At 43.2% G+C, this 22,679-nt stretch carries 21 protein-coding genes, 1 other RNA gene and 1 pseudogene; 13 read left to right on the forward strand and 10 right to left on the reverse strand.

Translation table 11 applies throughout. The features are described from left to right. Positions 1–22 precede the first annotated feature (22 nt). Complete coding sequence (locus CLV31_RS08670) at positions 23–751, forward strand: DUF5715 family protein (RefSeq protein WP_111392494.1); 729 nt, start codon at positions 23–25, stop codon at positions 749–751. Positions 752–879: 128 nt separating this feature from the next. On the opposite strand, the gene CLV31_RS08675 is transcribed toward CLV31_RS08670, so the two are convergent. After that, the gene (locus CLV31_RS08675; RefSeq protein ID WP_111392495.1) at positions 880–2,268 is read right to left on the reverse strand and encodes an arginine decarboxylase; all 1,389 of its coding nucleotides are present in this window, start codon (positions 2,266–2,268) and stop codon (positions 880–882) included. A gap of 459 nt (positions 2,269–2,727) precedes the next feature. Continuing rightward, positions 2,728–3,171 (reverse strand): hypothetical protein, encoded by a 444-nt coding sequence (locus CLV31_RS08680; RefSeq protein WP_111392496.1) that lies wholly within the window; start codon positions 3,169–3,171, stop codon positions 2,728–2,730. A gap of 189 nt (positions 3,172–3,360) precedes the next feature. Here CLV31_RS08680 and rocF point away from each other — a divergent pair, with 189 nt between their 5' ends. The 8 genes and pseudogenes from rocF to CLV31_RS08720 all read left to right on the forward strand — a co-directional run bounded on the left by rocF (position 3,361) and on the right by CLV31_RS08720 (position 10,165). Beyond that, entirely contained in the window at positions 3,361–4,311 is a 951-nt protein-coding gene (gene rocF, locus CLV31_RS08685) for an arginase (protein WP_111392497.1), read from the forward strand. A 34-nt stretch (positions 4,312–4,345) separates the two neighbouring features. Continuing rightward, positions 4,346–4,756 (forward strand): annotated as a pseudogene (locus tag CLV31_RS08690) (GxxExxY protein). Between the two features lie 51 nt (positions 4,757–4,807). Beyond that, the gene (gene argS, locus CLV31_RS08695; protein ID WP_111392498.1) at positions 4,808–6,598 is read left to right on the forward strand and encodes an arginine--tRNA ligase; all 1,791 of its coding nucleotides are present in this window, start codon (positions 4,808–4,810) and stop codon (positions 6,596–6,598) included. A 107-nt stretch (positions 6,599–6,705) separates the two neighbouring features. Next, the gene (locus CLV31_RS08700) at positions 6,706–7,185 is read left to right on the forward strand and encodes a glutathione peroxidase (protein WP_394335955.1); all 480 of its coding nucleotides are present in this window, start codon (positions 6,706–6,708) and stop codon (positions 7,183–7,185) included. Between the two features lie 16 nt (positions 7,186–7,201). Then, positions 7,202–8,110, forward strand: a complete 909-nt coding sequence (locus tag CLV31_RS08705; protein ID WP_111392500.1) for a 1,4-dihydroxy-2-naphthoate polyprenyltransferase — start codon at positions 7,202–7,204, stop codon at positions 8,108–8,110. Between the two features lie 70 nt (positions 8,111–8,180). Beyond that, positions 8,181–9,035, forward strand: a complete 855-nt coding sequence (locus CLV31_RS08710) for a universal stress protein (RefSeq protein WP_111392501.1) — start codon at positions 8,181–8,183, stop codon at positions 9,033–9,035. 63 nt (positions 9,036–9,098) lie between these two features. Further along, complete coding sequence (locus tag CLV31_RS08715) at positions 9,099–9,452, forward strand: translation initiation factor (RefSeq protein WP_111392502.1); 354 nt, start codon at positions 9,099–9,101, stop codon at positions 9,450–9,452. A 5-nt stretch (positions 9,453–9,457) separates the two neighbouring features. Continuing rightward, positions 9,458–10,165: a GDSL-type esterase/lipase family protein gene (locus tag CLV31_RS08720; RefSeq protein WP_111392503.1), complete on the forward strand. Its 708-nt coding sequence runs from the start codon at positions 9,458–9,460 to the stop codon at positions 10,163–10,165. Between the two features lie 56 nt (positions 10,166–10,221). Here the strand turns inward: CLV31_RS08720 and CLV31_RS08725 are convergent, their stop codons facing one another. Next, positions 10,222–10,788, reverse strand: a complete 567-nt coding sequence (locus CLV31_RS08725) for a DUF3109 family protein (RefSeq protein WP_111392504.1) — start codon at positions 10,786–10,788, stop codon at positions 10,222–10,224. Between the two features lie 265 nt (positions 10,789–11,053). On the opposite strand from CLV31_RS08725, the gene rnpB reads away from it, so the two are divergent. Both rnpB and CLV31_RS08735 read left to right on the forward strand, forming a co-directional pair. Then, positions 11,054–11,476, forward strand: an RNA gene (gene rnpB, locus CLV31_RS08730) — RNase P RNA component class A. Positions 11,477–11,491: 15 nt separating this feature from the next. Continuing rightward, positions 11,492–12,649: a sigma-54-dependent transcriptional regulator gene (locus CLV31_RS08735; RefSeq protein WP_111392505.1), complete on the forward strand. Its 1,158-nt coding sequence runs from the start codon at positions 11,492–11,494 to the stop codon at positions 12,647–12,649. Between the two features lie 185 nt (positions 12,650–12,834). On the opposite strand, the gene CLV31_RS08740 is transcribed toward CLV31_RS08735, so the two are convergent. After that, positions 12,835–13,830 (reverse strand): long-chain-fatty-acid--protein ligase, encoded by a 996-nt coding sequence (locus CLV31_RS08740; protein ID WP_111392506.1) that lies wholly within the window; start codon positions 13,828–13,830, stop codon positions 12,835–12,837. 70 nt (positions 13,831–13,900) lie between these two features. Between CLV31_RS08740 and CLV31_RS08745 the strand changes: the two genes are divergently transcribed. Next, positions 13,901–14,575: a hypothetical protein gene (locus tag CLV31_RS08745; protein ID WP_111392507.1), complete on the forward strand. Its 675-nt coding sequence runs from the start codon at positions 13,901–13,903 to the stop codon at positions 14,573–14,575. Positions 14,576–14,635: 60 nt separating this feature from the next. Here the strand turns inward: CLV31_RS08745 and CLV31_RS08750 are convergent, their stop codons facing one another. Then, complete coding sequence (locus CLV31_RS08750; protein ID WP_111392508.1) at positions 14,636–17,047, reverse strand: alpha-ketoacid dehydrogenase subunit alpha/beta; 2,412 nt, start codon at positions 17,045–17,047, stop codon at positions 14,636–14,638. 428 nt (positions 17,048–17,475) lie between these two features. Between CLV31_RS08750 and ald the strand changes: the two genes are divergently transcribed. Further along, entirely contained in the window at positions 17,476–18,591 is a 1,116-nt protein-coding gene (gene ald, locus CLV31_RS08755; RefSeq protein WP_111392509.1) for an alanine dehydrogenase, read from the forward strand. A gap of 220 nt (positions 18,592–18,811) precedes the next feature. Here ald and CLV31_RS08760 read toward each other — a convergent pair whose 3' ends face one another. The 5 genes from CLV31_RS08760 to CLV31_RS08780 all read right to left on the reverse strand — a co-directional run bounded on the left by CLV31_RS08760 (position 18,812) and on the right by CLV31_RS08780 (position 22,662). After that, positions 18,812–19,153, reverse strand: coding sequence for a zinc ribbon domain-containing protein YjdM (locus CLV31_RS08760; protein WP_111392510.1), 342 nt, complete (start codon positions 19,151–19,153; stop codon positions 18,812–18,814). 99 nt (positions 19,154–19,252) lie between these two features. Then, positions 19,253–19,786, reverse strand: coding sequence for a DUF4136 domain-containing protein (locus tag CLV31_RS08765; RefSeq protein ID WP_111392511.1), 534 nt, complete (start codon positions 19,784–19,786; stop codon positions 19,253–19,255). A 72-nt stretch (positions 19,787–19,858) separates the two neighbouring features. After that, entirely contained in the window at positions 19,859–20,431 is a 573-nt protein-coding gene (locus CLV31_RS08770; protein WP_245943362.1) for a DUF6992 family protein, read from the reverse strand. Positions 20,432–20,491: 60 nt separating this feature from the next. Beyond that, the gene (locus tag CLV31_RS08775; protein WP_111392513.1) at positions 20,492–21,115 is read right to left on the reverse strand and encodes a LysE family translocator; all 624 of its coding nucleotides are present in this window, start codon (positions 21,113–21,115) and stop codon (positions 20,492–20,494) included. Beyond that, the gene (locus tag CLV31_RS08780) at positions 21,112–22,662 is read right to left on the reverse strand and encodes a GH3 family domain-containing protein (RefSeq protein ID WP_111392514.1); all 1,551 of its coding nucleotides are present in this window, start codon (positions 22,660–22,662) and stop codon (positions 21,112–21,114) included. The genes CLV31_RS08775 and CLV31_RS08780 overlap by 4 nt, the downstream gene beginning before the upstream one ends. Positions 22,663–22,679 lie beyond the last annotated feature (17 nt).

A 22,679-nucleotide genomic window follows, 5' to 3' on the forward strand; every position in this document is an offset into this window, starting at 1 on the left:
ATCGAGTTTGCTTCATTGCTTTATGAAGAAATCCACCCTTCTGTTTGTTTCCACTTTCTGTGTTTTATTCAGTATTTACCTGGTGGTGGTAGTTTCACTTCAACCGGATCTGAAATACATCCTTATGGATGTCTACACAGAATTTTTTCAAAAGGAAATACAAAATGAAGGGATTGCTCAGGAACCCGTTTCAGTGGAAACAGACCGTTCTTTTGATCCTACTGCATTGGTTTCTTATTCGGGAAGACTGAAAAAAGACACCTATGAGGAGCACCTGAGCGCTGCCGAACTCAAGGGACTGAAGCTCATCCAAAATGACTATGAGCTATACTTGCGAGTCTCAGAAAAATCCTTGGTTGAGGCCTACTCAGGTAAAGGCTACAAGGTGGATTCCCTGACCCATAGCTATCCTTATTTCACCCCGGAGACAAAAACAGTTTTGGAAGAACTTGGAAGAGCCTACGAATCCTTGGCTGGAGAAGGAAATTTCTTCACGGTCTCTTCAGCGACCCGCACGGAAGAACAGCAAAAAGCCCTGAAGCGTAGAAACCGGAATGCCACCGACGGCAATAGTTCTCATTCCTTTGGAGTGTCTTTTGATATTTCCTACATCCGATTCAATGGAATCCGTGATTGGGATGTAAAAGCCCAAAAAAACCTCGAAACCGTCCTCAACCACTTCCAACAAACCGGAAAAATCTATGTCATCAAGGAGCGAAGACAAAGTTGCTACCATGTGACGGTGAGGTGAAAAACATAATTGAAACTAATCTATACTAACCAAAAAGACCACCAAGAGGCGGTCTTTTTTATTTTTTTTGGATGACAGGCAGTACCTATTTGGTCTCTTCGGTCTTCCGTCTCCTATCTTCCCACATCTCAGTATCCCAAAGTCTTTAGCATACTTTCCTCGGTCTGATCTTTGGCAAATAGCCAATGCTTGATCTTACCGTTTTCGTCCCGGTCGATCAAGACGTGCTTAGGTGCAGGAATCAGGCAATGCTGAATTCCTCCATAGCCACCGAGCGATTCCTGATAGGCACCGGTATGGAAGAAACCGATGTATTGCTTTTTGCCTAGCTCGATCTTTGGCAGGTAGATATTGAATTGGTGGGCTTCGGAGTTGTAGTAATCCATGCTATCGCAGGTCAAGCCTCCCAGGGAAATGCCTTGATAGGTTTCGTCCCAGTTATTGACTGCGAGCATGATGTATTTTTGGTTGAGCCCCCAGCTGTCCGGGAGTTGGGTGATAAAGGACCCATCGATCATATACCAAAGTTCTTTATCATTTTGGAGCTTTTCGTCCAAAACGGAATACAGTACTGCTCCGCTTTCTCCTACGGTATAGCTACCAAACTCCGTAAAGATATTGGGCTCGGTGGTATTGTTTTTGGCGCACATCCACTTGATGTTTTTGACAATCTGATCGGCCATGTATTGGTAATCATAGTCAAAAAAGACGTTGGTCTTGATCGGCCAGCCTCCCCCGATATCCATGGTATCCAAGCTTGGAGCTACTTTTTTCAGATCCACATATTTTTGGATAAATCGAGTCAATTCAGACCAATAATAGGCTGTATCCTTGATCCCCGAATTGATGAAAAAATGAAGCATTTTCAGACTAACCTGAGGATTGTCTTTGATTTTTTCTTCATACAGTCGAATGATGTCATTGTATCGGACCCCCAACCGAGAGGTGTAGAATCCAAATTTGGGTTCCTCATCGGCAGCGATCCGAATCCCGACTTGAAAAGGTACTTTGACATGCTCGAGGTAGTAATCAATCTCGGTCAAATTGTCCAGAATCGGAATACAATTGACAAATCCATCATTGAGAAGCTCGGAAATGTATTCTTTATATTTTTCACGCTTAAATCCATTACAAACAATATAGGTCTCCTTGGAAATTTTCCCTTTGGCATAAAGACTTCTCACCAAGGGAATATCAAAAGTCGAAGACGTTTCGATATGGATGTCATTTTTCAAAGCCTCATCCAACACAAAGCTGAAATGAGAGGATTTGGTGCAGTAGCAATACGTGTATTTTCCCTGGTAATTATGCGTTTTCATCGCATTGCCAAAATACTGCTTGGCATTTTGGATGCTTTCGGAAATTTTAGGCAGATAGGTCAGCTTCAGCGGAGTACCGTAGGTTTCGATGATTTCCATCAGATTGACCCCATTGAAAAAGAGCTCATTATTTTCTACATGAAACTCTTTGGTGGGAAAGTCAAACGTCTGCTGAATCAAGTCAATGTATCTGTTCATTTACCAAGGGGGTTAACTATGGGAATCAAGGGTGCAAAAATTGCGCTTTTATCGGGGGATATCAAATGCATGGGAGAAAACTTCATCTTCAGGAGAAGATTTGTTAGCACCTACACTCTTGGATAAAACATTTGTGATTACCACCCGCCAAATTCTCTTTGTTTAATGGGTCGGATGCTTCGACTGTACTCAGCACAGGCGACTGAAGGATTCCTGATTTCTGCCTTTTTGAGAAATTTCTCAAGCTAGCTAAGTCTACCGGTATGAAATCGCATATACAGTATAACATAATTGAAATTAGATGTTCACCCACAGCGATGAACCTGTAAAAGACCTGTCAGGCTTCATCTCATTGTGTGGTTTTATATCGGAGACTTTCAGAAAAAAAACAGTCCCCCAAAAAAGAAAAAGGACAAATCCGCAAAAGACCTGTCCTTTTTCCAATAAGCTCACCATCGGTTAATCCCAATTCACCCGGTGCAGTGCGGTTTGAAGCAAAGCCTGCTCGGCTTGATATTTTCTGTTGTTTTGAATGACTTTTTCTAGAATCTGCTTGAATCGAACTTCATTCTTTAGCATGTCGATCACTTTGCCAAAAAACTTATCCACCTCTTGGGCTTCTGTATGAGCATAGGTAAAGAAAACCTGAGCACGGGTAAAATCATAGATTAAACTCAGTGAGGAGGGCTTTCCCAGCAGAATCAGTCCGCGGAAAAGCGGTAATAGCTTTTCAAATCCATTCTCAAACCGGCACATGCCCTGCATCTTGTTGGCAATCGGCTGAGAAGAAATTTTGAGTATGTCTTGTTGGCCAAAATGAAAATTTACTGACTCCGGTGAAGTAGAAACGGTCCAAGAGGTAGTGGAATTTTCTGAACTGTTGATTTGCACGGCTACGCTCATTTGAAATGCTGTTTAATGGAAACTGCTTCAAAAATAAGCTGATAAAATTTATAAACCTATTTTCCCTATAAATTTTGTAGACTAAAAAAGGAAAAAAAATTTCAAATCATGGCCAAGGCGGAAAATTGGGCTATTTGAGTAGTTTTGCCCTCAACTTTTGAAAAGCCAACACCCAAATTTTAACCTGAGATGAGAAAAATAAAACTAGTAGAAGTACGCTCGGAAATTGCGGCAGGAACCAGAGGTGCAAGTTTGGGAGTGGATGCACTCAAAATTGCAAGCTTGGATAAGAAGTCTAATTTTTTCACTCAGTTTGATCCGATCAACGTTCCCGATGCCAACAATTTTCTATGGAAAGGAAATAAGCATCCTCATGCAAAGTACATCGATGGCGTATATCAAGTTTTGAAAAACGTCTACTCCACCATCGAGTCGCTTCGATTAGAGAAGAAATTCCCTATCGTGTTGGCTGGAGATCACAGCACCGCAGCCGGCACCATCATGGGGATCAAAGCGGCCCATCCCGAAAAGCGTCTTGGCGTGATCTGGATCGATGCTCATGCCGATCTGCATACGCCCTATACCACACCATCGGGGAATATGCACGGGATGCCATTGGCCATGGTAGCCCAACTGGATAATTTAGAATGCAAAGTCAATCAACCTCTTGCAGAAACCCTTTCCTATTGGGAAAAAATCAAAAAAATAGGAGGCGATTCGCCTAAAATTGATCCACGAGACGTGGTGTTTATCTCCGTACGTGACACCGAAGAACCGGAAGATTTTTTGATCAAAAAATATGGAATCAAGAATTTCAGCACGGCTGAGGTCCGGCAATTGGGAATCTCAAAAGTTGCTCAAGAAGCCCTTCAAACTTTAAAGGACTGCGATCAGCTCTACATATCATTTGATGTAGACAGTCTGGACAGTTCTATTTCAGTCGGTACAGGTACGCCTGTGCCCAATGGTCTCACGGTAGAAGAAGCCATCCAACTCAATGCGGAGTTGATCAAAGACAAGCGGGTTTGCTGCTGGGAAATCGTGGAAGTGAATCCCACGCTCGACACCGAAAACACGATGGCCGAAATCGCTTTTGATGTCTTGGAAATCACTACTAAGTCGCTGGTAGACAACTTTTAGTCTAGCCACAAAGAACACCAAGAAACACAAAGAGATGATAACCTTTAGCCATTTAAGTGAAAATGAACTGAGTAATATTGTGCTTGGAATTGCGATAGACGTTCATTCTCAGCTTGGACCTGGCCTTTTGGAAAATGTTTATAAGCAAGTTTTGTTTCACAAGCTTACGAAGGCGGGTCTTTTTGTTGAAATGGAAAAAAATATGCCCATTCAAGTGGATGATTTGATACTAGATCTGGGTTACAAAATCGATCTATTGATAGAAAACAAACTTGTTTTGGAGCCGAAATCAGTCAAAGAAATATCCAATGTGCATGTTGCTTAAGTAATTAACTATCTGAAACTGGGCAAATTTAAATTAGGATTAATCATAAATTTCAATGTGTATCAATTAAGATCAGGAATCAAAAGGGTCATTTTAACGGAAGGCCCCAGGTCCTTTTGATTGATTTTCTTTGTGTACCTTCGCGTTCTTTGCGGTTAATATTTCAGTAAAATGAACTTTCAAGAATCCATCATTCAAGGCATACAGTTAGCCTTTCAGAATATATTCAACCATGATCTTCCTTTAGAGCAGATCAGTCTTGCTCCTACCAAAAAGGAATTTGAGGGCAGTTATACTTTCGTGGTCTTCCCTTTTCTCAAAATCTCCCAAACGACTCCGGAAAATACCGGAAATCTTATTGGCGAGTACCTGAAGGCCAATGTTCCTGCTGTCCGGGATTTCAATGTGGTCAAAGGTTTCTTGAACTTGGTCCTCAACGAACGGGTGTGGCTGGATCTCTTCCAAAAAATCTACAGCAATCATTCTCTAGGCCAACTCCCCTCCAATGGCCAAAAGGTCATGGTGGAGTACTCCTCTCCCAATACCAATAAGCCGCTTCACCTCGGGCATCTTCGAAATAACTTCCTGGGTTATTCTGTGGCCGAAATCCTCAAAGCCAACGGCTACGAAGTCATCAAAGCCAACCTGGTCAACGATCGGGGTATCCACATCTGCAAATCCATGGTGGCTTATCAGCACTTTGGCAATGGAGAAACCCCCGAAAGCTCCGGATTGAAAGGCGATCACTTGGCGGGGAAGTATTATGTCAAGTTTGATATCGAATACAAAAATCAGATCAAAGAGCTGATCTCCCGGGGTCAATCTGAAGAGGAAGCCAAGAAAAATGCACCAATTCTCCTGGAAGCCCAGGAAATGCTCCGAAAGTGGGAAGCAGGAGACGAGGCGGTGGTTTCTCTTTGGAAGCAGATGAATAGTTGGGTATATGCGGGATTTGATGCCACATATCGAAAAATGGGAGTCAACTTTGACAAATTTTACTACGAGTCAGACACTTACCTGCTCGGAAAAGATATTGTTGAAGAAGGCCTCGCAAAAGAAGTCTTTTTCAAAAAAGAAAACGGATCCGTATGGGTGGACCTGACGGATGAAGGATTGGATGAAAAACTGGTTCTCAGAGGAGATGGCACTTCCGTATACATCACCCAAGATATGGGAACAGCCGATCTGAAATACAAGGATTTCCAGATTGACAAATCCGTATATGTAGTTGGAAATGAACAGGATTACCACTTTGATGTCCTGTTTAAGATCATGCGAAAATTGGGCCGTTCTTACGGTCCGGGCTTGTACCATCTTTCTTATGGTATGGTGGATTTGCCTACCGGAAAAATGAAATCCCGCGAAGGGACAGTCGTCGATGCAGATGACTTGATTCAGGAAATGATCGAAACGGCCGAGCATCACACCAAAGAACTTGGGAAAATCGAAGGCTTTACCGAGGAACAGGCCAAAGAACTATATGAAATCCTGGGACTGGGTGCTTTGAAATATTTCTTGCTCAAAGTAGATCCCAAAAAGCGGATGCTTTTCAATCCTCAGGAATCCATCGAATTTCAGGGATATACCGGCCCGTTTGTACAGTATTCTCACGCACGAATCGCTGCAATTTTGAGGAAAGCGGATCAAATCGGCGTGGATTACCAAACCCATGATTTTTCGGGTGTAGGTGAATTGGCAGATTCAGAAGCAGCTTTGATTCAGATTTTGAATGATTTTGAGCGGAAAATCAAAATGGCTGCTGAGGAATATTCTCCTTCCATTCTTGCCCAATACCTGTTTGACTTGGCCAAGGAATACAACCGCTTTTATGCAGATCTTCCTATATTTCATGAAAAAGATCAAGCGATTCAATCTTTCCGAGTAGCACTTTCTGCACTTACAGCCAAAACAATCAAAAAAGGGATGAGTTTGCTAGGCATACAAGTCCCTGAACGAATGTAACCATGAAAACCATCCTAATTACCCTCAGCATTATCCTTTTTGCCTGTGGCAAAACCCTGGAGCGTCCAAGTGAGACATCCAGTTTTCACCCTTCCTATGACCATACTATGGAAAGTTCTTTTTACGATTTCAAAATGAAAGACATCAACGGGCAGGAAGTTGATTTTTCCTCATTTAAAGGAAAAAAACTCCTGATCGTCAACGTAGCCTCCAAGTGCGGCTACACCAAGCAGTATGCACAGCTTCAGGAGCTTTATGCCAATCACAGCGATAAAATTGTGGTATTGGGATTTCCTGCCAATAACTTCGGAGGACAGGAACCGGGTTCCAATGAAGAAATTAAGGAGTTTTGCTCTACCGAGTACGGTGTGACTTTTCCAATGTTTGAAAAAGTATCGGTAAAAGGCTTTGACAAGCATCCGCTGTACAGATGGCTATCAGACGCCAAGCAAAACGGGTGGAACAATGAAGAACCAAGCTGGAACTTCTGCAAGTATTTCATCAACGAAAAAGGTGAATTGGTAAAGTTCTTCCCCTCCTCTGTGACTCCGCTTGACGAGCAGATTTTGAAACTTATCGAAGCCTGATCTGATAAAAACTGCATTGAAAAAAGAAATTACAACGAAAAGAGAGGCCTGGCTGCATGCAGTCAGGCTTCGTACTTTACCCCTGGCCTTGGCGAGTATTTTGGCAGGGTCATTTCTGGCCAAATGGCAAGATGGCTTTCGCTGGGAAATTTTGCTTTTGGCTTCACTTACCACCATTTTCCTTCAGATTCTATCCAATCTTTCCAATGATTATGGGGATACGGTTCATGGAGCGGACTCAGCAGATCGCCAAGGTCCGGTGAGAGCCGTACAGTCCGGGATAATTACTTTGGCTGAAATGAAGCGGGCGATGTACCTATTCGGTTTCCTATCTTTGATTTCCGGATTACTGCTGATCTTTTTCGCTTTGGAAGACTGGAAGCTTTTCCTCCTATTTCTGGGATTGGGTATTGCGGCCATTTGGGCTGCAATCACCTATACCTCAGGCAGCAATCCTTACGGGTATGCGGGCTTGGGTGACCTTTCCGTCTTTGCTTTCTTCGGGCTAACCGGGGTGTTGGGTACCTATTTTCTCCACACGCTGAGTTTTGAATCCTTGGCAGTATGGATTGCCATTTCCCTGGGATGTTTTAGTACAGCAGTCCTCAATATCAACAATATCCGGGACATTGAATCGGATGAAAAAGCAGGTAAGAAATCCATACCGGTGAGAATTGGAAGGGAAAAAGCGGTTCAGTACAATTGGGTTCTTTTGATTATTGGATATCTATCCCTTGTGTTGTTCGCCCTATTTAGTACACAATACTTCACTCTTTTGGCTTTCTTGGCTTCTCCCCTTATGCTCAAAGTGGGATTTGGGGTGCAGAAGGCCAAAACTTCAGAAAGGACAGATCCTTTTCTGAAAATCATGGCGATCAGTACACTGATTTGGACTTTACTCTTTGGCCTGGGAATTATTATATGATCAAAAGCTGATAAAAGTCCTTTTATGGTAACTATTAATCCCTAATTTGGACCAATAAAACCCAAAAGCTATGATCAGTGTCTTTGTACCTTTCGACTTTTCCCAGACAGCCCACTATGCCCTGAATTTCGCAACAGGCTTGGCTGGGAATTACCCAAAAATCAGCATTACGGTGTTCCATGTGATCGAGGTTCCCGTAGCCTCAGGGATGAGTACCATGGGGGGAGGATTAGATCCAATGCCTGATTTCGAAAATCAGATATTCTTTATGGAGCTGATCGAAACCCGGAAAAAGCAACTCAGAGAACTGGAAGAAACCTACCACAACTCAAACTTCGAATTCTCAACCAAATTAATCCTTGGCAATGTGTTCAAGGGAATTTCAGAGGCAATTCAGGAGGCAAAACCTGATCTTGTAGTCATGGGGTCCAAAGGCGCTTCTGGACTTGAGGAAGTGATTATAGGCAGCAACACAGAGAAAATTGTCCGCACTGCCCCATGTCCGGTCATTACCATCAAAGGTGAAACCCAAGTCCAAGACATGAAAAAGGTGGTTTTCGCATCGGATTTTAGAGATTCTGATGATGAGGTGGCGGCCCGAATCAAGCGGATCCAAAGTGTATTTGATGCCCAATTTTACTTTGTTGTCATCAATACACCGGGTAATTTTGAAACCACCCGTGATTCCATGGCAAGAATCAGGACCTTTGTACAAAAGCATAAATTTGATAACATCAAGGCTGAAATCTACAATTCCCTGACTGAGGAGTCGGGAATTATTGAATTTGCGGAGGACATTGATGCGGATCTGATTGCTATGACCACTCATGGTCGAACGGGCCTACTTCACCTGATCACCGGTAGTATCGCAGAGGATGTAGTCAATCATTCCAAACGTCCTGTTTGGACTTTCAAAACCAAATAGTTGAAAACTCTTAACTTTGAGGCCTGTCTATCTTCGGACGGGCTTTTTTGTTGATTTATCCATATGAGCAAGAAAAATAACGATTGGAAAAAAAGGGACGGTGTAGTCTATTCCACATCAGATAATTTCGAATACAATTTTGGAGAAGGCGATGAAGTAATCACCCTGCCTCCGTCTCAGCAAAAACTCAAAGTCCTGCTTGACAAAAAAGCAAGAGCAGGAAAGCAGGTAACCTTGGTGGAAGGATTTATCGGAACAGAAGAGGACCTCAAAGAATTGGGCAAATTGCTCAAAAACAAATGCGGGGTCGGTGGGTCAACGAAAGAAGGAGAAATTCTGATCCAAGGAGATCACCGGGACAAAGTCCTTCAGGTCTTGTTGCAGGCCGGTTATGGCGCCAAAAAGTCCGGAGGATAATCAAGATGTATTGGCTTTTTAAGCTTCGCTTGATCCCCTTTCTTCCTGTTTTATATTTGGAGGCAGCCCGGATCCGAAGTAAGGGCGTCAAGCTTCCGGCCAGGTCGGAAAATGTGATTTTCGGAATCGGACCGGCAAGAATTCTTGTTTTGGGAGAATCCACTGCTGCCGGAGTTGGGGCAAGTACTTTTGAAAAAACCTTGGCGGGTCATTTATCCGGCCTTTTCGGAAATGATTTTACGATTGAAAACTATGGAAGAAATGGATTGAGGGTCCGGGAAGCGTATCCCCTTTTAAAGAATCTAAGAACAGAAAATCCTAAAAAAATCAGCGGAGTGATCTTGTTTTTAGGAGCAAATGATTGTTTTAGAGTCACTCAACCCACCGCTTTCAAACGGGAATTGAAACATTTGATTAATCAGATCGAGTCAGAATCCCATCCCGAGTGGATTTATCTGGCAGATATTCCACCGGTCCATCTATTTCCTGCCTTTTCCGAGAAAATGAGGGATTTTCTAAAAATCCAACGGCAATTTCTACAAAATGAGATGATAGAGTTGGCTCGAGAAAACGCTAAAATTGTTTTTGACCCTTTATCCGTAGAAATAAGTCCGGGATTTTTCTCAGAAGACCAGATTCATCCATCTGACTTGGGATACCAAAAAATCGCAGCGTTTGCCATTCAGGGATTGAAAAAGAGAAATCTCTTTTGATCGCCTGTCGCCCTGCTATGGGTACCTTTTACCAACCTCTTACTTTTCACAATTCATCAATACCCCTCGATTTCAGCGACCAATTCCCCATACCAAGCCTCACCGTATTTTCTTACAAGCGCATCCTTAAGAAATCGGTATAAGGGAACCTGCAGGCTTTTTCCCAATTGACAAGCGGGATCACAAATGTGCCAGCGATCATAATTGAGGGCATCAAACTCATCGTATTTCGTCACCCTTATGGGGTACAAATGACAGGAAATCGGTTTTTTCCAGGAGATTTTTCCATCGAGATACGCCTGTTCTATGCCGCATTTGAGAATACCCCGCTCATCATACAAGGCATAGGCACACTCCCGATTATCGCCTATCGTAGGGGTTCCCTTGTCCCCATCCTTGTCTATCACCCAAGTACCCTGAGCCTCTATCGCCTGACGTCCTTCTTCTGTAAGGTAATCTTTTACAATAGGATAGATTTCTTCCAAAATCTTAGTCTCCTCTTCTTCCAAGGGCGCACCTGCATCCCCTTCGACACAGCAAGCACCCTTGCAGGCTTCAAGGTCACAGACGAAAAAATTTTCTTTGATATCGTCAGACAAGACGGCGTTTCCAATGAGAATCATTTGCAAATCAACTTTGATCCAAAGGTAATCAAATTAAAAATGAACCTAGGTTTGAAATCAGGGACAAAAAAAGAACCGCCCCTTTCGGAGCGGCTCAACCCAGCACTATGAAGAAAAGCTATTTAAGCCTTTGGATATAGAACAGGGAAACCTCAAGAAAGTTTTCAAAGCCTGAAAAAAAAATCATTTTTTTTTCAAAAAAGGATTAGAGAAAGTAAAAGCACCTTCTTTTTAACCCTTTGGCCGAAAATACCGTACTTTGCACCGTGCAAGTCGTCCTGTCGCTCTGCCGATAAATGTCGGGAGGGAGGAAAGTCCGGGCAACACAGAGCGCCATACTTCCTAACGGGAAGGCTTCTGACTGGAGACGGTCAGAAGACAGATAGTGCCACAGAAAACAAACCGCCTCAAGACACAGGGCCTGCCCTGAGCATGTCGAAGGGTAAGGGTGAAAAGGTGGGGTAAGAGCCCACCGCCCCGACAGTGATGAAGGGGGCAAGGCAAACCTTATGGGTTGAAAGATCAAATAGGCCTCGGGCAAAGAGCTGCTCGTTCGATTTCTTCTTTTCGAAGAAGAATTCCGGGGTGGGTAGATCGATAGAGTTCTGATGTGAATCAGGATCGAGATAAATGACAGGAATCCCGTGCAATCGGGATACAGAACCCGGCTTACAGACTTGCACTTTTTTACTTACTTTACATCATGCCAAAAATTCTGATCATCGACGACGAACGGTTTATCCGTGCCTCCCTTAGGGAAATTCTAGAATATGAAAAGTTTGAAGTCACCGAAGCTCAAGACGGGGAAGAAGGCCTGCAAAAAATCAAGGATGAAGAATTCGATTTAGTCCTTTGCGACGTAAAAATGCCAAAAATGGATGGGATCGAGGTTTTGGACCAGGCAAAGTCCTTGGACAAATCACCTCAATTCATCATGATCTCTGCCCATGGCAGTATCGAAACCGCAGTGGAGGCCACTAAAAAGGGAGCGTTTGACTTTATCCCCAAGCCTCCTGATCTCAATCGACTTTTGCTTACGGTACGCAATGCCCTGGACAAAAAGCAGCTCGTGACCGAAACCAAGGTGCTCAAAAAGAAGCTTTCCAAAAAATTTGATATGGTGGGTGCCTCCCCTGCTATCGCCAGGGTGAAGGATACCATTGAAAAAGTGGCTCCGACAGATGCAAGAGTATTGATCACCGGCCCCAATGGAACCGGTAAAGAGTTGGTAGCCCATTGGATTCATCAAAAAAGCAACCGGGTGGAAGAAGCTTTTGTCGCAGTCAATTGCGCTGCTATTCCATCCGAACTCATCGAATCCGAACTATTTGGACATGAAAAGGGCGCGTTTACCTCTGCCCACAAGCAGCGGGCGGGGAAGTTTGAACAAGCCCAAGGTGGCACTCTCTTTTTGGATGAAATCGGTGACATGTCCCTTTCGGCACAATCGAAGGTTTTGAGAGCCTTGCAGGAAAATCTGATCAACCGTGTCGGCAGTGATAAAGACATCAAGGTAGATGTTCGGGTATTGGCTGCAACCAACAAAGACTTGAAAAAAGAAATTGAGGCAGGGCGATTTAGAGAGGATTTGTATCACCGACTCAGCGTGATCCTGATTCAGGTACCTGCCCTGAAAGACCGTAAGGAAGATATTCCCCTGCTTATTGAAAAATTTCTGGAAGATATCGCTCAGGAAAATGGGGATGCGAAGAAAAAAATCACGGTCGAAGCTGTCACGAAACTTCAAGAATTCCCGTGGACCGGGAATATTCGGGAGCTGAGAAACGTGGTAGAGCGGCTGGTGATCTTAGGAGAACCGACCATCAGCCTAGAGGATGTAAAAAAATATGCTGACTATTAAGGTCAGCATATTTTTTCAACTGGATGCTTTCTGAGAAACAGGTGCTTTGGCATAAGCCGGACAAGGTTTACTTGAGGCGCAGGCACCCAGAGCCAAAACTCCAATCAAAAGTGCTATTGAGGCAATTCTCTTCATAAGATTTGATTTATTTCGATAAATATGTCTAATAATTTTTAAGATAGCAATTACTGCACCAACAAGTTACACCCTCGGAGTTCTGAATTATCAAACCGGCCCAATACTTCCAATTGCCCTTTTTCATCAAATTTTCCCAAATCTTGGGTTTCGATAAATGCGCAGGAATGAAAATTTGCCAGATCGATGATGTTAATCCCTCCTTGAGATTTCGTTGCCCAACTCAGTGGATCATTGATGTCTCTGAGTAAAACGCGCATAGAATCCGGTAGCGTATATTTTCCATTGCCTTTTGAATAGGCCTGAGACATCAACTCCGTCATTCCATATTCTGAATGGATGACCTCTGTCTGGAAAAATGACTTTAACCGATCATGAACCTCCTCTCTGACCATCTCCTTCCTCCTGCCCTTCATTCCTCCGGTTTCCATGATGATCAAATTTTCCATTTTGGAAAATGGTTTTTCAGACTCTGCCAAATCGAGTAAGGCAAAAGTAACGCCCAGCAAAAGCACCTTTTTAGAGTCATTTTTCAAGGACTGAAGTTTCTCGAGTAATTCCTCCTGATTGTAGAGGTAAAAACCAGAATGGGCAGACTGGCTTTTGTCAATAAAAAAATTGGCCATCGATACCAAACTGCTTCCAGGACGCTCCAAGTAAGCAGGAAGCAACGCGAGCACATGGAAATCGCGCAAGGGGCCATATTCCTTTTCAAAAATCCTTTGGGTATGTCGCAAATACCAAGACTCGGACCAAATGTAATGCTTGCTGGTAATCATTCCCGTGGTCCCACTGCTGGAATAAAAGGAGGTGTAATCTGTCGGATTTCCACATACCACCGCAGCATCTTTGAAAAAACGAATCGGAAGGAATGGAATATCACGAAGGGCATCTACAGCAAAAAAGTCAATTTTCCTTGCACGAAGATAGGCTTGGTAAATTTTATTGGAAGTAGCTTGAAAGCGAAATAAATCCAGTGCTAGATTTTCAAATTGGCCAGGAGTCAAATTATCCAACCTGTCTGAAAAACTTTTGAAATCTAGCATCGTTTTATCATTTGAGTTTTCCCAAGGGAAAAACTTACCTTATTTTAGGAAGTAAATTTACCTTCGTCCCATGCGAATTAAAAACTATTCAGGATTATTGTTTGGCTTGGCACTATTCGGCACTTCTTGCATTAGTCCACCCGAAGATTTTCCAAGCGTTCCTGAAATCGAATTTTCAAGTTTAGTTTACGCTCCCACCCCTTCTCAGGATTCTTTGATACTCACGATCAAGTTCAAAGATGCGGAAGGTGATTTGGGTCTTTCTGCGACGGAAATCAACCCTCCATTTAATCCATTCAACTTCCGAAGAGATGGAGCAAACAATTTGATTACTTATTCCAGACGTCCGGCAAATGCTCCGACATATAATCCGGTAGATTGGGTTATCAACCCAATCGTGAATAATAATACCATCCGAGACACCTTGTGGGTGGAGCAAAACGAAAATCAGTACAATATTTTTGTCCGGTTTTTCATCAAGAGAAATGGTCGGTTTACGGAGTTTAGATGGCAGGACCCTCCATTTTTCACTACTTTCAATGGTCGGTTTCCCAGAGTATTGACCACGGAAGAAGGACAGCCGGTAGAAGGAAGTATTTCGTATCGAATGCTCTCTTCGGGTTGGGAATCCATTTTCAGAAATGACACGCTCAGAATAGATGTTCAAATCCAAGATAGAGCACTGAACCGATCCAATGAAGTGTCCAGTCCTGAATTGACTTTAAGGCAGATTACAAGAAATTGATATACACTCAGGTAATGAAAAAAGGCAGCGAATTCGCTGCCTTCTTCATTTTTTTTTGTCTCAGAGAGAAGGAAACTTTTTAGGATTACTCTCATGCATCATCTGATAGACCTTTTCTACCACATCATCTGCACTGGGCTTGGAGAAGTAGTCCCCATCGGAAGAATATGCGGGGCGATGCGCTTTTGCTGCCAAAGTTTGTGGTTCGGAATCCAGGTGTCTGAATATATCCTGATGATCCATCACTTGCTGAAGCATAAATGCGGTAGCTCCTCCAGGAACATCCTCATCCGCAAAAATTACCCGATTGGTCTTTTGGATTGACTTTCCGATGATGCCATAGGTATCAAAAGGCAATAAAGTCTGCACATCAATCACCTCCACAGAAATGCCAATCTCCGCCAATTCTGCGGCTGCCTCCATCACGATCCGACACATACTGCCATAGGTAACGATGGTGACATCCTGTCCCTGCTGGAGTATTTCCGGTTTACCCAAAGCCACAGTATATTCCCCCATATTATGAGGCAATCTTTCTTTTAGTCGATATCCGTTTAGACATTCGATCACAATCGCAGGATCGTCCGATTTCAGGAGCGTATTATACATCCCGGCAGCCTGGGTCATATCACGTGGCACACACACCATCATTCCCCTTAAGCTCGAAAGAATCATCCCCATCGGTGATCCCGCATGCCACACCCCTTCTAATCGATGTCCCCGCGTACGGACAATCAGCGGTGCTTTTTGACCTCCTTTGGTACGGTAGTGCAAGGATGCCAAATCATCAGATAGCATCTGCAAACCATAAAGCAGATAATCCAAATATTGGATCTCTGCCATTGGCCGAAGGCCTCTCAATGCTGCCCCAATGCCCTGACCTATGATGGTACATTCTCGAATTCCGGTATCGGTCACTCTCCACTCCCCATGTTTGGCCTGAAGTCCTGCAAATGCTTGATTCACGTCTCCGATTTTCCCAACGTCTTCACCGAATGCGAAGAATCGGGAATCATGATCCAAGGTATAATCAAAGAAAGCCTGAAGGACCTCTCTGCCATCCACCATTGGTGATTTTTCATCAATTTGAGCAGGAACCTCCTTCACTTTCAGGGACGAAAAACCGGTTTCGGTATAGAGATGGCTGCTGTATCTATCAAAATTATTCTTGGATTGGCTCTCATACCAAGCCTTCAGTTCTCCTTTGACCGATTCAGGCTCCGCACGGAGCAACAGCAATACTTTTCTAACCGTGCTGATGACGTCTTTTCGGATCGGATTGATGGTCTTTTTGAGATCATCTGCGATCTGAAGGAGCACCACTTTTCTGTTTGATTTTTCGGCAGCACTGCGAATAAGTTGGATCACCTGCTCCAATTCCTCTTTTATTTCTTTGGAAAAATCATTCCAAGCCGCTTCTTTTTGACGCTTTACTTCGGTCTTAGCCTCCGACTCTATTTCATCTAGTTGATCCGCATTTGCAATGCCATTTGAGATGATATATTCACGGAACTTGGCGATGCAGTCCCAATCCTTTTCCCACTGTAGTCTTTCAGCAGATTTGTATCGCTCGTGAGAACCGGAAGTAGAATGCCCCTGCGGCTGTGTCATTTCATCCACATGAATCAACACAGGCACATGTTCATTTCTGGCTACATTTCCTGCATAGGCAAAAGCCTGAAGTAGTGCTTCATAATCCCACCCTTTTACACGGAGAATCTCAAAGCCCTTTTCTGATTCGGTGCGCTGAAAACCCATCAAAATCTCGGAAATACTTCCTTTGGTCGTGTGGTATTCCTGAGGTACAGAGATACCATACCCGTCATCCCACACCGAAATGACCATGGGCACCTGTAGAACCCCGGCCGCATTGATGGATTCAAAAAACATCCCTTCTGAAGTAGAAGCGTTGCCGATAGTACCCCAAGCCACTTCATTGCCATTGACCGAAAATTGGGTCAGGTTTTTTAGCCCTTTATTTTCCCTAAAAAGTTTCGAAGCATAAGCCAGACCAAGAAGCTTGGGCATCTGTGCAGCCGTAGGTGAAATATCCGCAGCGGAATTATTCAGACTGGTCAATTCCTTCCAAGTACCATCTTCATGAATAGTTCGGGTGGCAAAATGCCCGTTCATCAGACGGCCCGCACTGGCAGGATCAGCCTCCACGTTGGTATGCGCATAGAGTTGAGCGAAATACTGCTGAACCGTCAATTCACCCAGAGCCATCATAAATGTCTGATCTCTGTAATATCCTGCTCTAAAATCTCCTTTTTTAAAGGCTTTGGCCATGGCAATTTGAGCGAGCTCTTTTCCATCTCCAAAAATCCCAAATTTGGCCTTACCCATAAACACTTCCTTCCTTCCCATCAAAGAAGCATGCCTACTGAGGACTGCCACTCTGAAATCATCCAATATTTCTTTCCGCTCAAGTGTGGGCAATTCGGAAGCCCGGGATTGTGATTTTACTGCCATACTGTTGCTGTTACTAAAGCTATTTTGGGTTTGAATACTTTGTCACTTTCAAAAATAGCCAAAAACCTCGGTTGTACAAATTTCCAAGAAAGTATTACACCATTTAATATTTGGTATAATTGAAAATATTACGATTATAATGAAATATTATTTGGATATTCTTCAAATATCAGGCGTTTTGATTGAACATTTGAAAAAAGGGAAAAGCCTTGGAATAATTTATTTTCGAAAAAAAATTTTCAAAATATTCGTTTTTTAAAACTGAAAATTTGGAATAATCTATACTTATCCGAATAAAAATCAAATAAACTTCGGAAAAACAACTATTTACAAAATGGTATCCAAATAGTATTTTCCAAACGGCTTTACAGAAGCGTATTGGTTCTTATCTTTGCGCCAATTTAGTGTAAATCCAAATAGACTTTGCCATGATTATAGGTGTTCCGAAGGAAATCAAAAACAATGAAAATCGCGTTGCGCTCACTCCTGCAGGCGCAAAAGAACTAATCAAGAGAGGCCATACCGTTTACGTACAGCATACAGCTGGTGTAGGGAGTGGATTCTCTGATGCTGAATACCAAGCTGCTGGAGCAAACATTTTGCCGACCATCGAAGCAACCTACGAAATCGCTGAGATGATCATGAAGGTGAAGGAGCCGATCGAGTCTGAATACAAACTGATCAAAGAAAATCAGCTTTTGTTCACCTATTTTCACTTTGCTTCCTATGAGCCATTGACCAAAGCCATGGTGGCGAGCAAGTCTGTCTGTTTGGCTTATGAAACTGTCGAAAAGGCAGATCGCAGCCTACCGCTCTTGGTACCCATGTCTGAAGTAGCCGGAAGAATGGCAATACAAAAAGGTGCTAACTATTTGGAGAAACCATTGGGAGGTAGAGGCATTCTACTTGGTGGCGTACCGGGTGTCCTTCCTGCGAAAGTATTGATTCTAGGAGGTGGTATCGTGGGAACCCAAGCGGCCTGGATGGCTGCCGGAATGGGTGCTGATGTCACCATCATGGATGTGTCGCTAGGCAGAATGCGATACCTCGATGATGTCATGCCAAAGAATGTAAAAACCATGATGTCCAACGAATATAATATTCGTGAAATGATTAAGCATGCTGACTTGATCGTGGGCGCAGTATTGATTCCGGGAGCAAAAGCTCCTCACCTGATCACCCGTGACATGCTCAAAGACATGAAAAAAGGTGCGGTACTCGTAGATGTAGCCGTAGATCAGGGTGGCTGTATCGAAACCTGCAAGCCTACTACCCACGAAAATCCAACTTTTGTGATCGATGATGTAGTACATTACTGTGTGGCTAATATGCCGGGTGCGGTTCCTTACACGTCTACTTTGGCTTTGACCAACGCTACCCTTCCCTACGCCATCCAATTGGCTGATAAAGGCTGGAAAAAAGCAGCGCAGGAAAATGCGGAATTGGTTCCCGGATTGAATGTGATCAACGGAGAAATTGTGTACAAGGCAGTAGCAGAGGCATTCAACATGCCTTACACACCGGTAGAAAACTTCTTGGCTTAATCCATAGCCTAGAAAATCGAAAATCCCACTGGAGTGAATTCAGTGGGATTTTTTTTGCAAAAATTAGTAGATAAAGAGGCTTAGGATGGAGAACTTTTCCAGAGTTCAAAACTTTGGAAAAGTTAAGTGGACTTTCGCTTTAGTATAATAGCTGGCATCTTATGTCTTGAGTCTAGCTTCTTGTGTCTTATGTCTTATGTCTAAATTTTTGTGTCTTTAATCACGCTTTTCGCACAAACTCCGACTTCAAAGCCATCGATCCAAACCCTTCGATTTTGCAATCGATGTTATGATCGCCTTCCACCAGTCGGATGCTTTTTACTTTGGTTCCTGCCTTGATCGGCTTTGGCGCACCCTTTACAGGAAGATCTTTGATAATCACTACTGAATCACCATCGGCCAAAACGTTTCCATTGGAATCTTTCACGACCAATCCTATCTCTACTTCTTCTTGGATTTCAGCAGAGTTCCACTCCAATCCACAGTCTGGACAGACCATCAGGCCATCCATTTCATAGGTGTACTCAGATTTACATTTTGGACAAGGTGATAAATTTTCCATAGGCCAAAGATAAAAATAATTTATACCAAACCTTTGGCTGCCCTTACAGTGAGCTCCGCCTGCTACAAAATAACCACTCGGGGGAGTAAAAAATTATTCTTAAAGCGAGGCCATCAATTCATGCAGTGCTAGATCCAAATCCTCAGGATCAAACAGACCACCTCCAGTGATTACTCCAGTGCTGACGCCCATCCATGCGATTTCATTGGTTTTAGCATCCTGAATCAAAAAAATCACTTTACCGATCATTCCTCGATTCACTACAAAGGCACTCCTACCACCACTAATGCCGCCACCGCTATTATTATTAGAATTAAATCCACCGTAAAAAGGGCCCGGAATAGTAGAAGTCAGCCCTAGTTCTTGAATGAATTTGCGGGTAACTACCACTCCCTGGATTAAAAAATCAGGATTTTCGGAAGATTCCTCAAAACCATATTCGAGCAGTTTGTCTCTAAAAGTAAGCTTAATTCGGCCATTCCGTTTATCTGCATAATCCTCCTCCACCAGTTTAAAGCTTTGATATCCTTTCAGCATTTCTGCATTGGCAATGGAATCGACGGTGACGGATTCGGAAATCTTGCATGAACCCAAAACAAAAACCAAAGCGAGTAAAGGGAGGAAGTTCTTCATATTTCAAGGTTTATTTTCCAGTTGACTAAAAATACGAATTATTCAATAACTAGTTTGAAATTAACCAACTATTTAGAAATTCATTCTAAAATTGACTCCTGAGAGACCAAAACTGACATTTTGTATCAAACCCGGAATCTCTTTTCCATGAGCCTGATGAAACCCGTACATCACCGCATCGAAAGCCATGAGAAAAGCCCCTTGCAAAATCACCGATTTCCCAAATCCAACTAAGCGGGAATTATCCGTTCTAATTCCTCTTTCCTTCATATAAAGTCCACCTGCCATGTAGGCCACATCCAAGGCTGCATTGACCAATAGGGTTTTCTCGATGCTTTGCTGTGCCTCCATGGTTGCCCAAAAATCTGTTCCCGGAACTTCTTTGGCCGCCTGCCAATAGCCAAATCCGGCAATGGCAAGATTCACCGTGTTCCAATACAGATTCATCTGATGAAAAGCTTTCACTTCTCCGGTTGTATGGCTTGCTCCAATCCCACCCCAAACCATATTTCCAATCGCCCAAGAACCCAGAATGACCATTCCTTTTTGATTGTAATCAATTCGGGTTTGATTGAATGCTTGAAGTGGAGGAAATTCCTGTGCCAAGACCATGCCTTCCGTCGCAAAAAATAGGACTAGCATCATTAGAAATAAGACTTTGAATGAGTGGTTCATAGGGTACAAACTGCCAAAATGGAAACAGGTTTAGGCAAAGTGGGTATTCCAAAGCATTTTGAGTCCAAAGAAAATAATGATCAGACCTACCAGTTTATTCAAAATCCCCATCAGCCTGGGGGTCACAAGATGGGAAAGCTGCTTGGCTATAAATGCTTTCCCTAAATCGATTACAAAAACAGTCAGCAATATCCCGGAATAATAATTGAAAACTTGGAATGATTTCCAGTCCGTTTTTAAAGAAACCAAACTAGCAATCGAAATCCAAAAAAGCATCACAAACGGATTGATTCCGTTGATGCTGAATCCTTTGGCAAAAGCTGTCCGTTTCTTCGCCTTCAAAATCGGCAATCCTCCGGAATTGGGCCGAATCATTCGCTTCTTCAGTAAAGAACTGATCCCAAAACCCAATAAAATCAAACCTCCAACATAGCCCAAAATCAACTGGAAATAAGGTGAATTGGCTAAAAAGCTTACTCCGAAATAGGTCAGAATCACGTACAGCGTATCACTGCAAAAAATTCCAAAAGCCAGCATCGACGCATAGCGAAAGCCATACTCCATACTGTTGGTAATCAAGGTGAAAAATACCGGACCTACGATGACCGAAAGCAGCAAGCCCATACTGATTCCCTCCAATAAGGCCTGAATCATAAGTCGGGATATTTTGCACGGATAAATTCTTGCCAGCTTTTGGCCTTTTCCCCTTTCAAGACCCGGGGAAATTTATTCTGACCGCCTTCCTTTCCATTCTGGCGCATCCATTCGTAAAAATCACCACTGGGAAGTGGTCGAACCTCGATTTTTTTCAAGGCATGATTGCGTTCTACCGCATAGTCGTCATTTAGCTTTTTCAACTCCCGGTCAATGGACTCGGTAAGTTTTACCGCATCCACCTCATCATCAGTTCCCACATACCAATTATGTGCAAAAAGGGACTCGAAAGGCACTCCCAAAACGGTAAATTCTTTCACCCGGATATTCAACTCCTCCGAAGCCAACTCTATGGCTTTGTTCATATTATCTACCGAGAGATGTTCCCCGCACAGACTCAAAAAATGCTTGGTTCGTCCAGTAATGATGATTTCTGATTCAGATTTGGAAACAAACCGGATGACATCTCCAATCAGGTATCGCCATGCACCTGCACAGGTACTGATCAAGACGGCATAGTCTTTATCTTCCTCGATTTCATCTATTTTCAAGGTTTTGGCCTCTTTTTTTATGTTGCCATCCTCATCAAAATTATCGGAGGTAAATGGGACAAACTCATGAAAAATACCATTATTCAACACCAACCGCATGGATTTTCGGTTTGGCATTGCCTGAAAAGCCAAAAATCCCTCTGACGCCAGATAGGTTTCAATGTAGATCATCGGCTTCCCGAGCAGCTTCTCAAAGCCCTTACGATAGGGTTCAAAGGAAACACCTCCATGGACAAAAATCTTCAAATTGGGCCAAATCTCATGAATATCTTTCACCTGATACCGATCGATGATTTTCTCGATCAGCAACTGTAGCCATGCAGGTACCCCTACGATGATCCCAATATCCCAATCAGGTGCCTTTTCAACGATCTGATCAAGTTTATCTCCCCAGTTTCGATTTCGGGAGATTTTCTTACCGGGTTTATAAAATCGCTGAAACCAAATCGGCAGCCTTCCTGCCGTAATTCCGCTTAAATCTCCTGCAAAATACGTCCCATTAAACTCCAAATCCGTGCTTCCCCCGAGCATGAGGATACCTTTGGTAAACAAAGAGGAGGGCAAATCATATTTCGAAAGACTTAAGATTTGCCTCACCCCGGTTTTTCTAATTGCCTTTACCATGGATTTGGTAATCGGAATATATTTCGAAGACGCCCCCGAGGTACCCGAACTCAAGGCAAAATAGTTAACAGCACCCGGCCAAGTGATATTCTTTTTTCCTTGAAGCTGCAAGTGCCAAAATTCCTCATAAATGGAGTTGTAGTCGTAAATCGGAACCTGGGTCTTGAATCGCTCATAAAACTCATTTTCACTTCCCTTAAACCCCTTCAAAATCCAGCTGAAATCATAGCGCTTCCCAATCTGGGTCCGCTCACATTTTAGCAAAAGCTTTTGAAGCTGTTGCTTCTGCAAATCCAGTGGATTGGAATATTCCTGCTCCAAACTTACCCGGAGTCGGATGCCATTTTTGAGCAAATTGCTGAGGATTGCCATATCTTTGTCTAGGCTGT

This window comes from Algoriphagus aquaeductus (assembly GCF_003253485.1).
GTDB lineage: Bacteria > Bacteroidota > Bacteroidia > Cytophagales > Cyclobacteriaceae > Algoriphagus > Algoriphagus aquaeductus.